The sequence below is a fragment of the Chondromyces apiculatus DSM 436 genome (genome assembly GCF_000601485.1).
Lineage (GTDB): Bacteria > Myxococcota_A > Polyangia > Polyangiales > Polyangiaceae > Chondromyces > Chondromyces apiculatus.
On sequence record NZ_ASRX01000051.1, the window covers coordinates 26247 to 39490 of the forward strand.

Genomic DNA, 13244 nt, shown 5'->3' on the forward strand with positions numbered 1-13244 from the left:
CGGGTGATGTCAGCGCATCCGCCGGGTGAACACCTGGTCGGGCGCCCCCGCGACCCAGATCACCCCTGACCGCCCCATCCCGAAGCGCTCTGCCACCCGGATCCCGTCCTCGGAGACGGTGATTGCCGCGAGACCCCGCAGCGAGATGTGCTCCAGATCCTCCGCCAGGGCCCGCAGCAGCCGCCTCGCGCAGGGTGTCTTCCGGAGCGGCTCCACGATGCTGTAGTTGAACAGGTACACGAAGCTCCCCTCCGGATCCACGACGGGCAACACGGTCAGCGTTCGGTCCCTCAGCTCTCCGGCGCGCGACACCAGGGTCTCGAACGTGACCTCCTGGATGGGAAACCAGCCCGTGTATCCCACCGGAAGCCAGCCAGCGCCGGGCACTTCCGCCCACCACAGCCTGAACCCAGCCGGGAACACCTCCAGAACCTGCACCAACCTCGCAAAGCTCACCTGGTCGCCGGGCATCGCGTAGCAAGCCCAGTCCGCCAGCAGCACCGCGAGCACAGTCTTCCTCCACGCCGCGTCCGTGTAGCGGCCGAAGGGAGCTGCCGGCGCGCCGAGGACGTCGCGCACCTGCATCGGCTTGAACGAGGCGAGCACCGTGGGCGACGCAACGAAGGAGCGCAGCGTCTCCCGCTTCTCCTCGAACCACGCCGTCGACTCGGCAATCCCGGTGAGGTCGGGGACTGCAGCCAGCAGGTCGCAATCACTCGTGCGCATGGCTCGCCGTCACCGTACGCGTCCCCTGCCCCTCTCGCGACCGTCGACAGAGCACCTCGACGCATGCCCGCACACTCGCGCCGAGCGAGGCCAGATCGTACCCTCCCTCCAGCACGAGCCCCACCCGCCCTCCTGCCGATCGCTGGGCCAGCGCACATACCGTGTCGCACAGCGCCGCGAATCCTGCGGTGCTCACCTGCTGCTCGGACATGGGGTCGTCGGCATGCGCGTCGAACCCCGCCGAGACCAGCACCATCTCGGGCTCGAACCCTGCGACGAGGGGCGCGAGTTCCCGCGTCAGCACCGCCGCGTACACCTCGTCATCTGCACCGGGCGCGAGAGGCACGTTCCGCGTGAGCCCGGCGCCAGGCCCGGTCCCTCTTTCATCGACGCCGCCTCCTCCGGGGAACAGCCGCTCCTGATGCACGGAGAAGAACAGCACGTCGTCCCGCGCCTCGAAGATCTCCTGAGTCCCATTGCCATGGTGCACGTCCCAGTCGACCACGAGGACCCGCTTCACGCCCCGCACAATCGCGTGCGCTGCCGCGGCGGCGACATTGTTGAAGATGCAATACCCCATCGCCCGCGCCGCCGTCGCGTGGTGCCCAGGCGGTCTCACCAGGGCAAAGCCATTCCGCGCGGACCCGTCGCACAGTGCATCCACCAGCGCGAGGCACGCTCCCGCTGCGAGGAGCGCTGCCTCCACCGACCCTTCGGACAGGATCGTCTCCTCATCGAGCGCGCAGGCCCTCCCCCGCTGTCCCAGCACCGCCTCCAGGTACGCCCCTGTGTGGACCCGACCCAGTTCCTCCGCGGTGGCCATCCTGCCTGGATCGCGCAGCACTGCCCCTTCCGGCAGGTTCGTGAGCGCCGCGAGGACGCTTCTCAGACGCGAGGGACTCTCCGGGTGCTCCGGACCCGGGTCGTGCTCCAGGAGCCTCGATGAGGAGACGAGCAGGGTATGCAACCGACCTCCGGGTACCCGCGCACCATGCCGTGGCAAGACGATCCGCGCCAGTCCCGCGTACCCTGGATCGGGGTATTTTCAGCCCTCGCGCGTCCGCGGATCGCTACCCCCCTGGGCCGCGAGGCTGCCTCGCCAGAGACCTGGGTTCAAAGCCGACGGGTCCCTGCAACGGAGTGCGCGGTGCTAGCCTGTCGCCTCTGTGGGGACCATGCTCCCCGGAGGTGCCATGAGCGAAGACGACCACACTCCCGCCGCGCAGGCGGGCACGCAAGGAGGGGGCCCCTCGACGCCCACTCCGACGGGACAACCCAGCACGACGCCTTCGAGCCAGGTGGGCCAGGGCCCTGGACTCGATCCGCCGAGCCCTCCGGAGGAACCCGAGGACGACGAGGATGAGGCCTTCCACGAGCGGCCCACGCGCCCAGGGTTCGGCGATGAGGACACCGAGGGCGCCGCCGAACAGCGTCCCCCCGCCGACTCCTGACGGCTTTCGACCCGGTGCGGCGCACGATGTACGGCGTTCCCTGACCCTCTTTTTCGCGCGCAGCTCCCGCTGAACCTGTGAGGGCAGCGTCCGAGGAGATGTCCGGGATCCTGGAGCGGGCGCAGTCATGCTAACGCGCCAGCATGGAAGCGAACGGGGACCTTTCCGGCCGGCTGGCGAGGAACGCGAAGCAGCTCCGCGAGGCGCGAGGTCTGACGCAGCAGCAGATCGCCAAGCTGGCAGGCTTGCCGCGCGCCACCTGGGCGCACCTTGAGTCCGGTGAGGCCAACCCTACCCTGGCCGTCCTCGACCGCGCGGCAACGGTCCTCCAGGTCTCCATCGAGGAACTCCTGTCGGCCCCTCGCGCCACGGCCCGCTTCTACGCGCGCGGCAGCCTCCCCGTCCGTACTCCTGGCGAGGCCACGGTCCGCAAGCTCCTGCCCGATCCCATCCCCGGCATGTCCATCGAGCGCATGGAACTCACCCCGGGTGGCCGCATGGTGGGCATCCCCCACACCCCCGGCACCCGCGAATACCTGACCGTGGAGGCAGGAGAGATCCAGCTCATTGTCGCCGGGGAGATCTGGACCGTCACCCCCGGAGACGTGGTCGTCTTCCGCGGCGACGAGCGGCACTCGTACTACAACCCAGGCCGCGTGGCGGCCGTCGGCTACTCGGTGGTGGTCCTGGCGGGCTCCGAATGAAAGCAGCCCGGGCGCGCCACCCCTCGTGCAGCGCGCCCTCCTGGCGGGAACGAGAGATCAGAGCTTCGTGAACTTCAGGGTCATCCGGTCGCTCTCACCGATGGCCACGAACTTGTCACGGTCCTTGTCTCCGCCCTCCAGCGAGGGGGGGAGCGCCCAGACGCCGTCCGCGTAGTCCTTCGTGTCCTTCGGGTTGGCGTTCACTTCGCTCTTGCCGGCGAGCTTGAAGCCAGCAGCCTCCACCTGCTTGATGACCCACGCCTCGGGCAGGTAGCCGTTCTTCGAGCTCTCCTCGGGCGCTGCGTCCGGCTTCGCCCGGTGCGCCACCACGCCGAACACGCCCCCCTTCTTCAGCGCCTTGTGCACCGCCGCGAGGTTCTTCTCCAGGCGCTTGTTGTTCACCCACCCGTGCATCTCGCGGATGGCCAGCACCAGGTCCACCTGCCCCTCGTGGCCGAGATCGGGTGCGTTCATGTCCTTGATGACGATGGGCTCGATCTTCCCCGTCAGGTCGGGCGACTTGTCCAGGAACCGCTTGAACCGGCGCCCGTAGAGCGTGCTGCGCACATCCTCGGGGCCGTTCCAATCGGAGGTCGTCACCATCAGCTTGCCCTTCTTGGCGAACACCGGCGCGAGCAGCTCCGTGTACCAGCCGCCGCCACCGCCGAACTCGATCACCGTCATCGTCGGCTTCAGGCCGAAGAACACCATCGTCTCCACGGGGTGACGGAACTGATCGCGGGCCGCGTTGCCGGGCATCCGGTGGGGGCTCGCCATCGCGGCCGTGAGAGCCGCCTTCGCGTCGATGTACTTCGCCTCCATCAGCGTCTTCACCTGCGCCTTGAGGGCGTCGTCGAAGCGCGCGGCCTCCTTCTTCGCGGCCTCCTCCATCGACGCCATCTCTGCGGCGAGCTTCGCCCGCTCTTCCTGCTTCTTCTTCTCGGCCGGATCGATGGGTGCAGGTGTCTCCGCGGGCGCGGGCGTCGCCACCGGCGCAGGCGTCGCGGCGGGCGGCGGCGGAGGCGTCTCCGGGGGCGGCGTCTCGCCGCCGCCACACCCGAGAGAGGAGACGAGCACCATCGGTACAAGCACATTCAGCAGCGTTCGCATGGCTGGGCACCCTAGTCGGCTCGGGCCACATGACAACCCCTGCGAAGCGCCATGAAGCTCCCTCCCTGCTGGCTTCCCCCGCTCGTCCCTACCGTGTCTCCCAGACTTTCTCCCCGCGTTGCAACTACCTCCAGCCGACAGTGCCTCGTCGTTCCGCGCAGACGGGCCGCACCACCTCATCCACGGGCACCGGCAGCGACAGGCCTCAGAGCCACGCTGCCATCTGCTTCGAGGGCGGATTGATTCCCACCTCCAGCCACCACCCGATCACTCCGAGGTACGCCGATGCGAGGTCGCGCCCCCGCAGCGCCGAGGGGATACCCCACGGATCGTGCTTCATGCTCTCCACGATGCGCGTGGTCAGGAGCGCCATCTGCATGCACGATGGCGCACGCCGTCGTGCACCAGACGCCGAGGAGGGATCCATGAACGATGAGACCAGCGCGGCCCGCAAACGCCGCATGAAAGTGGTCGTCGACCTGAGCCGATGTGAGGTCTTCGCGCAGTGCGTCTTCGCATCGCCCACGACCTTCGTGCTGCATGGCGACGAGGTGCTCGAATACGACCCCTCCCCCGACGAGGCTGCACACGAGCAGGTGATCCTGGCTGCGAGAGCATGCCCGGTGCAGGCCATCAGCATCGGATGGTCCGAGGAACCCGAGGACATGGAGGCGCGCGTCCCGTGACCGAACACCTCGACTCCAGGACGGATCGCTTCACCCGTGGCCGGGTGGTCATCGTCGGCGCCTCGCTCGCAGGGTTGCGCACCGCGGAGGCGCTGCGGCAGGAAGGGTTCACGGGCGCGCTGACGCTGATCGGCGACGAGCCGCACCTGCCCTACGACCGCCCCCCGCTGTCCAAGCAGGTCCTCGCCGGACGCTTGCCCGTGGAGCACACACCGCTCGCGCGCCTCCACGACCTCGAGGCATCCTGGCGGTGTGGCGTTCCGGCGGTCGGCCTGTCCCTCGCCGATGGGCACGTGCTTCTTGCAGATGGACAGCACGTCCCCTTCGACCGCCTGATCATCGCCACCGGTGCCCGCGCGCGACCGTGGCTCCACCCGGCCGAGGCAGCGCTCGACGGGGTCCTCCTCCTGCGCACCCGCGACGATGCCAGCCGCCTCCGGGCGCGGCTCGCGGCGGGCTCCCCGCGGGTGCTCATCATCGGGGGCGGCTTCATCGGCGCCGAGGTCGCCTCCGTCTGTCGTGCGCTCGACCTCCGGGTCACCGTCGTCGAGCGCGGCCCCGCGCCCCTCGCCGGCGCGCTCGGGACGGTGGTCGGCTCCATCGCCGCCGCAGTCCAGCGCGATCATGGCGTCGACCTCCGGTGCGACACCACCGTCACCACCCTGGAAGGCGATGCCGATGGGCGCCTCCGCCGTGTCCACCTCTCCGACGGTGACACGCTCGACGTCGACGTCGCCCTCGTCGCCATCGGCCCCCTCCGCAACACCGAGTGGCTGGCAGGCTCGGGCCTCGCCGCCGATCCTCGCGGCGTGGTCTGCGACGCTTTCTGCCGGGCCATCGACGAGCGCGGGGAAATCCAGGAGCGGGTCTTCGTCGCGGGGGACGTCGCCCGCTGGCCTCACCCGCTCTATCCCGACGAGCTCCTCTCGGTGGAGCACTGGAGCAACGCCGTCGCGCAGGCCAGGACGGTGGCGCAGAACCTGGTCCATGGTCCGGCGGCGTACCGCGCGCACACCCACCTCCCCTCATTCTGGTCCCACCAGTTCGGCATCAACATCAAGTCCGCTGGCGTCCCCGCCCTCGCGGATCAGGTGCTCATCACCCAGGGCTCCGTCGACGACCGCCGCTTCGTGGCAGCCTACGGCCTCGGGGGCCGCTTGATCGCCGCCGTCACCTTCAACCAGGCGCGCATGCTGCCCGTCTACCAGGCCCTGATCGAAGCCTCTGCGCCGCTCCCGATCGACTTCAAGGCCTCCGATCGCCCCTCGGACACGCGGCCCTTGCCGGCTGGCTTCCCTGCGGCGCCGCAGCCCAGCCCCACCATGGCCGCGCCCACACGATCCCGCGCAGAGCACGCAGCGACTTCCGCGATGGCCATGGAGCACGCCGCGTCGCGCACCTCCCTCACCAGCGACGCGGGCTGAAGGACACGAGCGAAAGAACACGCCCAAGGAGAAGCGACATGCCCCAGGAAACCTTGTTCCAGGAGTCCGCCCGGGTCTCGAACCGAGCCAACCCGTATCCCCTCTATGCCGAGCTTCGCAGGACGCCCGTCTCGCGCGAGAGTGACGGCACGTACGTGGTCAGCACCTACCGCGAGGTCTCGTCGCTGCTCTACGACCCCCGCATCAGCGCCGACCCGCGCAACAGCGCCGATCCGCCGCCCATGTACAAGAACCCCAACGCGCCGCCGCCGGAGCCCTCCTTCATCCAGCTCGACGAGCCCCGGCACGAGCACATGCGCCGCCTCACCATGAAGCACTTCGGCCCGCCACGCTCCCCGGGGAGGATCTCGGGCATGGCGGCGCGGATCGGCCAGCTCGTCGACAAGCTCCTTGGAGCCCACCAGGGCCGCCAGGAGATCGACATCGTCCAGGACCTCTCCTACCCCCTTCCCGTGATGGTCATCTGCGACCTGCTCGGGGTGCCGCTCGAAGACGAACCGCGCTTCCGCGACTGGTCCGACATCCTCACGAGCGGCCTCGATCCCGACCCGTCCCTGCAGAACGACCCCGCCTTCCTCCAGCGGATCTTCAAGGCGTCCGCCGAGATCCGCGTCTACATGGCCGAGCTGCTCAAGGCCCACCGCCGGACCCCCAACGACAGCATGCTCTCGGCGTTCGTCAACGACCCCGAAGCGCGCGCGCAGGTCACGGACGGCGAGTTCATGAGCATCGCCATCCTGCTCCTCATCGCGGGTCACGAGACCACGGTGAACCTGATCTCCAATGGCGTCCTCACCCTGCTGCGCCACCCCGATCTGCTCGCGCGCCTCCGTCGCGAACCGGAACTCGTTCCCGCCGCGATCGAGGAGGTCCTGCGCTACGAGCCGCCAGTACAGTTCAGGAACCGGACGACGCTCGCGGACGTCTCCGTCGCCGGCGTCACCATCCCCAAGGGCGCCGAGATCATCCTGCTGATCGCCGCCGCCAACCGCGATCCGCTCCGCTTCCCCGACGCAGACCGCTTCATCCCCGACCGCACGGACAACCAGCACCTGAGCTTCGGCAGCGGCGTCCACTACTGCTTCGGCGCTCCCCTCGCCCGCGTGGAGGCTCAGATCGCCCTGCGGGAGATCATCCGCCGCCTCGACGGGCCCGTGCTCGCCGTCGATCCGCCGCCCTACCGCTTCAACCCGGCCCTGCGTGGCCCGAGCCACCTCGTCGTCAACTTCGAGCGCCTCACCGACTGAGCGCCTTCCCTCATCTGTCGCCCGCGTCGCCCGCGTCGCCCGCGTCGCCCGCGTCGCCCGCGTCGCCCGCGTCGCCCGCGTCGCCCGCGTCGCCCGCATCACCCGCGTTCCTCGCACCGCTCGCCGCCCTCACCCGCAAGGCGCGCACGAGGACGCCTACTGCCGCCCGCGCGCCCTCGGTGAGGTCCTCCGGCGCGTCCAGATCCACGGCCCACGCGCCGACCCGGACCGCGTAGGGCGCGCCCTCCACGTGGGGCCGCACCCGCACCGCGAGCCGCTCCGCCCCGCGCGCCAGGGAGATCGTGTACCCGCGCCCGACCTGCTCGATCGCGGTGATGACGTGGGCACCGACACGCACACCCCTCCGGAGCGACGCCGGCAGCGGTGTCAGCGCCGTCCCCCCTCTCTCTCTGACACCTCCAGCGGCCTTCCCCGAGCGATGTGTTCTCTCCGCCTCCTCGGCTGCCTCGTTCCGGGCGAGGATCTCGAGCACCGGTGCCGCCAGCGCTTTACCTGGCTCGACCAGCAGCGGGCCCTTCGCTCCCACACGCTGCACGCGCCCGTCCGCAGTTCCCAGCGTCACCCCGTCCGGCGCGAGCCGCACCCATGACGCTTTCGCCACCATCTCCGCGAAGGCCCGGCTTCGCCCCGCGGACCACGCGCGCCTCCCTCGCAAGACGAACACCTCTCCCTCGAAGCTCCCTTCTACGAGGGCGTGGCGCTCGTAGTCGAGGAACAGGGACGCCTCGGAGAGCACCGCCCTCGCACGGACCGCGGCCTCCGGGCTCATCTCCGCAAGCCGCGCGAGCACCCGCCCTGCCCGCTCCGACGAGGCGCCGCACCCCGGTGAGCAAGGCAGGTGCGAGATCCACCGGAGCAGCCCCGTGCGGTGGAGGAGCGGCGAGAGCGGCTCGCCTGGGACCCGCAGGTAGGGAGCGCGCTCCATGGCCTGATTGTCGCGCTGCTCCGTTCGCCTGACGAACACCTCCACGCAGCACGAGGGGTATCCCATGAGCCTCCCCATCGCGCGCACCGCCGCACCCCACTTCTCTGGCGCGCTCCGGTCGGCGATCGACCGGAGTTGCTGGAGCACGTCCAGGAGCGTCGTGTCGTCGACGGCCACCGCCACCACGGCGCGCTCCAGAGGCGCCGCCCCCGGGCGAATCGCCGCGTGATCCCCGCTCGCCTGGTCCACCGTGTGGAAGCCGACCACCTCCGCCGAGAACCCCATCGCCCTGTAGGCACGCGCGAGGCCCTCGGCATCTGCGGCCCACACCGCTTCCTTGAGGGCGGCTCGCTTGCTGGTCACGCCCATGGCTTCGATCTCGGGGTCGAACACTGCCCCCTCTGTCCCGAGCGTCTCCACCAGGACGCCGAGCGGCGCCCCCCATGTCTCGGTCGCCGCGCGGAGCGGCAGCCAGGCGTCGCCTGGTACGCGCGCGAGGCCTGGCCAGCGCAGGACATGGCGCGTGGCGACCTCGATCATGTCCGAGTCGAGCACCGCCCGATCACCATCGAGCGCGCGGGCCGCCTGCGCGACCTGGAAGATGGCCTCCACCCGACCGTCCTTGAAGCGCCACGCAGCGCTCGCGTCGTAGCCTTGCTCCACCGCGCGATCGACCCGTCCTGCATCGAGGGCGTCCACGAGCAGCCCGTCTCGCGCGGCCAGGTGGTGAAGCGGGGTGCGCGGGTAGAGCCGCAGGCGCGTCTGGAGCGCCTCTGCCCGCAGCTCGTGAAAGCGCAGCCGCCGCATCCAGCGCGCGTTCTCCAGCAGCGACTCGGGGGAGGTCCACGGCGTGAACAGCAGGAAGCCATGGGTCCTCAGCGGCAGGTAAGCAAAGGACCGCGGGAAGCGGGCGCCGAGATCGCGCATCACGCCGATCGCGGCCTCGCTCTCCTCGGGGCCGTGCCCTTTGTGGAACAGCGCGAGCGCCTCCCTGTCGAAGCTCTCGAACCCCACCAGGTACAGGTGCAGCAGGCTCCCCGACCGCTCGGCCAGCGCGCAGGCCGGCGCGATCGCCGACTCTGCGAACTCCAGCAGCCAGTCCACGCGGCTCTTCCAGAGCAGCTCGATCGGACCGATGCCGGGCTCCCGGAGGAGGGCCTCGAAGAGCGCTGGCAGGTGCGGGTGCGGGCGCTCGTCGGTGAGCAGCACGGTGAGCCTCGCGCCGCCCGCCGTAGCCGGTGGCGAGGCCTGCTGTACCGCGTGAGATGCCCGCAGCGCCCGGAGCTGCGCGAGCCATGTCGCCACCACGGTCTGCGTGTCCGTGGCGACGTACGTGCCCGTGTTGTCGAGGCAGAAGGTGCAGCCGCGCGTCTGCACCTGTTCCGGGTCCAGCGACAGTGCGGCGAAGAGGGGGTTCCGCCGCGCGTCGGACAGGTAGGGACAGCCCCCGGAGGGCCCGGAGATCGTTGCCCGCGCGGGTACCCCGAGCACCTCGATCGCGCCCGTGTTCTCGCCCGGGTTCTCGCGCCCGGTCGCGACGGGCGTCATCACGGTGAGCTTCCGGCGCGCGTCGGCCGCCGTGATCCTCCGGAACCTCGCCTCTTCCGGCGCCTCGCCGGCCAAGAGGGCATGCACCCCCTCTTCGTCGAGCACGTGGTCGAAGGCCTCATCGAGCGCTGCCCGCACACCTCGCGCGAGGCGCACCACCGTGCCCCCCTCCGCGAGCCCTGCGCGCACGGCCTCCAAGAGCGCCCGATCCCAGGCCCGGGACAGCACCACCACCGGTGCTCCCGCCTCGCGTACGGCCTGGGAGATCGCTGCAAGAAACGCCGGCGCTGGCTTCACCGCGTCCCCGGGAGTGCCTCCCGGATCTCCCACGAGGCGCACCACACGCGCCCGTCTCCCCCCCGCAGCCAGCCTCTCGGCGAGCGCAGCCAGCGTCGGCTCGCCGATGAAGCCGTCCGAGCGAGCCTGCAGGTCCAGCAGCAGCACCGCCCTGGCAGGTGCTTCCTGGCTCCCGGACCGAGTCATCTCGGCATCCTACACCATGGCTTCGCGAACGCATGTCCACGGCGTGGCGTGCGCACACGGCGCCATGCCTCAGGACATCGCGAACGGTGTCCTTTCCGCGGCGGGCACCCCGGGCAGCACGTCCTCCGGGGGCTCGACCGTCGGCCTCACGAAGGCTGCATGCTCCGACACCGCCTGCACATCGCGCAGGCAGCGCTGCAGCAGGTCCTCCCGCGCCCCTCCCACCTCCCCCGTCGCGTCGACGAGTTCGCGCACGATGCGCACCGCGCTCTGGGTCGCGTGGGTGCAGGACAGCCGCAGCGCTGCCCGGTGATGGAGTGACACCTCCCGCCGCGTCGCCGCCTCGTGGGCTGCGTGGGCGGCTTCGAGGAGGTAGGCGCGAGCGCCGCGCAGCACGCTCTCGCACGCGACGACCGCCTCCTGCAGCGCAGACCACCTGGCCAGCGCCCTCTGCCCCAGGAGCAGCCTCCTCTCCTGGTGCGCCGCGACGAGCAGCTCGTCGAGCGCGCGCCGCGCCACCCCCAGCGCGACCGCGGGACCCCCCACAGAGGGCAGCCCGAGACAGGGGAAATCATAGAGGGGGCCGCGCACGCGCGGGCGCGTCGTGAGCGACAGGCTACGCTCCGCCGGCACGCGCACGTTGGTGATCTCCATGTTCCCCACGCCCGTGCCGCACAGCCCCGAGGCCCGCCATGTCTCGTGCAGGATCACCTCTTCACGGGGCACGAAGAACAGCCGCATCTCCGCGACGCCTTTCCGCATCATCTTCGGCCTGCCGTTCTCGGTCACCACCGCCCCCGCGGCCAGCCACTGGCAATGCGCGCCGCCGCTCGCGGAAGGCCACCACCCCGTGAGGTAATAGCTCCCCCCGACGAACTCCGCGCGGCCCATGGGCGCCGTGACCCCCGAGGTCATCACCTCCGGTCGGCCGAAGATGTGCTTCGCGGCCTCGTCCGGCAGCCACGCCGCCGTCATTGCGGTCAGCGCGCCGGTCATCACGCACCACCCCGTGGCCGCGTCAGCGCGCGCGAGTGTCTCCAGCACGTCGATGACCGTGAGCGGGTGCAGCTCGAAGCCTCCGAGCGCCGCCGGCATCACCATCCGGTAGAGCCCGGCCTCGGCGAGCTCCCTGGTCAGCTCTGTCGGCAATCGCCGGCCGGCCTCGATCTCGTTGGACAGCGCCGCCGCCTTGGGAGCAATCCGTCGCGCAGCGGCAAGCACCGGATGCTCACGAGGAGCCTCCGCGGTGAAGTGAACGTGCGGGAAGGGCATCCTCGAAGGGTACGCACTGCCGACCTGCAATTGCCAGAGCGGCCGCGCCCGGGGAGACGATTCGACGAAGGAACAGTGACAGTGCAATCACCATCGGGACAGTGCCAACGCAATCACTAGATCGGTCGGAAGAGCCATTGCCACGTAATCTTGAGCCTTTTTCTGGGAAAGGAATCCTTCTGGAGAGCGTGGACGTTCTCCGCGCAGCGATTCCGGTGACGGGGAAATCAGGGAATGTGACGCTGAGCACTGCGCTCCATTCCCCGTCTCTGGATGCTTGAATGGCAGGTCGACCTGTGCAGGCGCCAGCCCCGCATCCGAGGGTCGTACGTTGGGCGAGGTGCGCTCGGTGAGGTGCGCTGGGCGAGGTGCGCTCGGTGAGGTCAAAGCGCCGGCGTCTGTGGCTCCACGCCGAGGAGCACCGCTCCGATCGGCTCAAGTGTGGGCCTCGCGGCCATCGCATGCTGCGTCGCCACGTGGATGTCGCGCAGGCATCGCTGCAGGGGGTGGGCGCTGAAGACGGCTGCCCCTCCCGCTGCCTCGTACATCCGATCCACCACCCGCGCTGCGGTCTGCATCCCGTGGGTGTAGGACAGCCGCAGCTCCGCCCGCTGGCGCAGGGAGACGTCCCGCCTCTCTGCCGCCTCGTACACCGCCTGCACCGCTTCCAGGACGAACGCGCGCGCGCTCCGGAGCGCCGCCTCCGACTCGGCGACGGCCTCCTGCACGGAGGACCGCGTGGCGAGGAGCCTTTGCCCTGTCGGCATCAGCTTCTTCGTGAGCGCGAGCGCAGTCAGCTCGTCGATCGCACGCCGCGCGATCCCGAGCCCGATGGCCGGGAGCCCGACGCCGAGCAGCCCGAGCGCCGGGAATGCGTACAGCGTGCTCTCCACGCGCGGACGTGCGGTGAGCGAGAGCGTCCTCGCCGCGGGGACCCTCACGCGGGTGATCTCCATGTCGCCGCTGCCGGTACCGCACAGGCCCACGGCGTGCCAGGTGTCGTGCAGCACCGCCTCCTCCCGCGGCACCACGAAGATCCGCGTCTCTGGCACCCCCTCGCGCACCAGGCGCGGCTCACCGTTCTCCGTCACCACCGCCCCCGCGAGGAGCCAGTTGCAGTGCTCTCCCCCGCTCGCCCAGGACCACCGGCCCGTCAGCTCGTAGCCCCCCTGCACCACCTCCGCTTGCCCCGCGGGTGCCGCCACGCCGCCGACGATCGTCATCGGGTTGCCGAAGATCTCCCGCGCCGTCTCCTCCAGCATCCACGCCGAGGTCATCGCCGTCAGACCACCGATCGCCACACACCATCCAGTGGAGCCGTCGGCGCGGGAGAGCGTCTCCAGCACCTCGTACACCGCGAGCGGGTGCATCTCGAAGCCCCCGAGCGCTTCGGGCACCACCATCCGGAACAGCCCCGCCTCGGCGAGCTCCCGCACCAGCGCTCGCGGCAGCCGACGTGCAGCTTCGATCTCGGCAGACAGCGCGGCGGCCTTCGGCGCGATCCGGCGCGCAGCGGCCAGCACCGGGTGCACGCGAGGAGAGTCCAGGCCCGAGTCATCGTGCAGAAAAGACATCCCCCGAGGGTAACCGCCGCCGCGCCACCCATGCCAGCATGCGTGTGGTACG

Annotated in this window: 12 protein-coding genes; 5 read left to right on the forward strand and 7 right to left on the reverse strand. The window is 70.4% G+C overall.

The features are described 5' to 3' along the window. Positions 1-9: 9 nt before the first annotated feature. Both CAP_RS28060 and CAP_RS28065 read right to left on the reverse strand, forming a co-directional pair. Entirely contained in the window at positions 10-726 is a 717-nt protein-coding gene (locus CAP_RS28060; protein WP_052376147.1) for a hypothetical protein, read from the reverse strand. Next, positions 713-1693, reverse strand: a complete 981-nt coding sequence (locus CAP_RS28065) for a histone deacetylase family protein (protein ID WP_044246653.1) — start codon at positions 1691-1693, stop codon at positions 713-715. Before CAP_RS28065 ends, CAP_RS28060 begins: the two co-directional genes overlap by 14 nt. A gap of 226 nt (positions 1694-1919) precedes the next feature. On the opposite strand from CAP_RS28065, the gene CAP_RS28070 reads away from it, so the two are divergent. Next, positions 1920-2177, forward strand: coding sequence for a hypothetical protein (locus tag CAP_RS28070; protein ID WP_044246655.1), 258 nt, complete (start codon positions 1920-1922; stop codon positions 2175-2177). Positions 2178-2320: 143 nt separating this feature from the next. Beyond that, positions 2321-2881, forward strand: coding sequence for an XRE family transcriptional regulator (locus tag CAP_RS28075; RefSeq protein WP_044246657.1), 561 nt, complete (start codon positions 2321-2323; stop codon positions 2879-2881). 57 nt (positions 2882-2938) lie between these two features. On the opposite strand, the gene CAP_RS28080 is transcribed toward CAP_RS28075, so the two are convergent. Continuing rightward, positions 2939-3991: a class I SAM-dependent methyltransferase gene (locus tag CAP_RS28080; protein WP_156041202.1), complete on the reverse strand. Its 1053-nt coding sequence runs from the start codon at positions 3989-3991 to the stop codon at positions 2939-2941. A 205-nt stretch (positions 3992-4196) separates the two neighbouring features. Continuing rightward, positions 4197-4364 carry a hypothetical protein gene (locus tag CAP_RS50995; RefSeq protein WP_156041203.1) on the reverse strand — a complete coding sequence of 56 codons (168 nt, stop codon included), beginning with the start codon at positions 4362-4364 and terminating at the stop codon, positions 4197-4199. Positions 4365-4416: 52 nt separating this feature from the next. On the opposite strand from CAP_RS50995, the gene CAP_RS28085 reads away from it, so the two are divergent. The 3 genes from CAP_RS28085 to CAP_RS28095 are packed head-to-tail and all read left to right on the forward strand — an operon-like array spanning position 4417 to position 7369. Then, complete coding sequence (locus CAP_RS28085) at positions 4417-4677, forward strand: ferredoxin (RefSeq protein ID WP_197041387.1); 261 nt, start codon at positions 4417-4419, stop codon at positions 4675-4677. Further along, on the forward strand, positions 4674-6101 hold the full coding sequence (locus CAP_RS28090; protein WP_197041388.1) for an NAD(P)/FAD-dependent oxidoreductase: 1428 nt from the start codon (positions 4674-4676) through the stop codon (positions 6099-6101). The genes CAP_RS28085 and CAP_RS28090 overlap by 4 nt, the downstream gene beginning before the upstream one ends. A gap of 38 nt (positions 6102-6139) precedes the next feature. Further along, positions 6140-7369 carry a cytochrome P450 gene (locus CAP_RS28095; RefSeq protein ID WP_044246660.1) on the forward strand — a complete coding sequence of 410 codons (1230 nt, stop codon included), beginning with the start codon at positions 6140-6142 and terminating at the stop codon, positions 7367-7369. Positions 7370-7379: 10 nt separating this feature from the next. On the opposite strand, the gene CAP_RS52635 is transcribed toward CAP_RS28095, so the two are convergent. The 3 genes from CAP_RS52635 to CAP_RS28110 all read right to left on the reverse strand — a co-directional run bounded on the left by CAP_RS52635 (position 7380) and on the right by CAP_RS28110 (position 13192). Next, positions 7380-10346: a radical SAM protein gene (locus CAP_RS52635; RefSeq protein ID WP_197041389.1), complete on the reverse strand. Its 2967-nt coding sequence runs from the start codon at positions 10344-10346 to the stop codon at positions 7380-7382. Between the two features lie 69 nt (positions 10347-10415). Then, on the reverse strand, positions 10416-11618 hold the full coding sequence (locus tag CAP_RS28105; protein WP_052376153.1) for an acyl-CoA dehydrogenase family protein: 1203 nt from the start codon (positions 11616-11618) through the stop codon (positions 10416-10418). A 383-nt stretch (positions 11619-12001) separates the two neighbouring features. Beyond that, positions 12002-13192 (reverse strand): acyl-CoA dehydrogenase family protein, encoded by a 1191-nt coding sequence (locus CAP_RS28110; protein ID WP_044246665.1) that lies wholly within the window; start codon positions 13190-13192, stop codon positions 12002-12004. Positions 13193-13244: the final 52 nt, after the last annotated feature.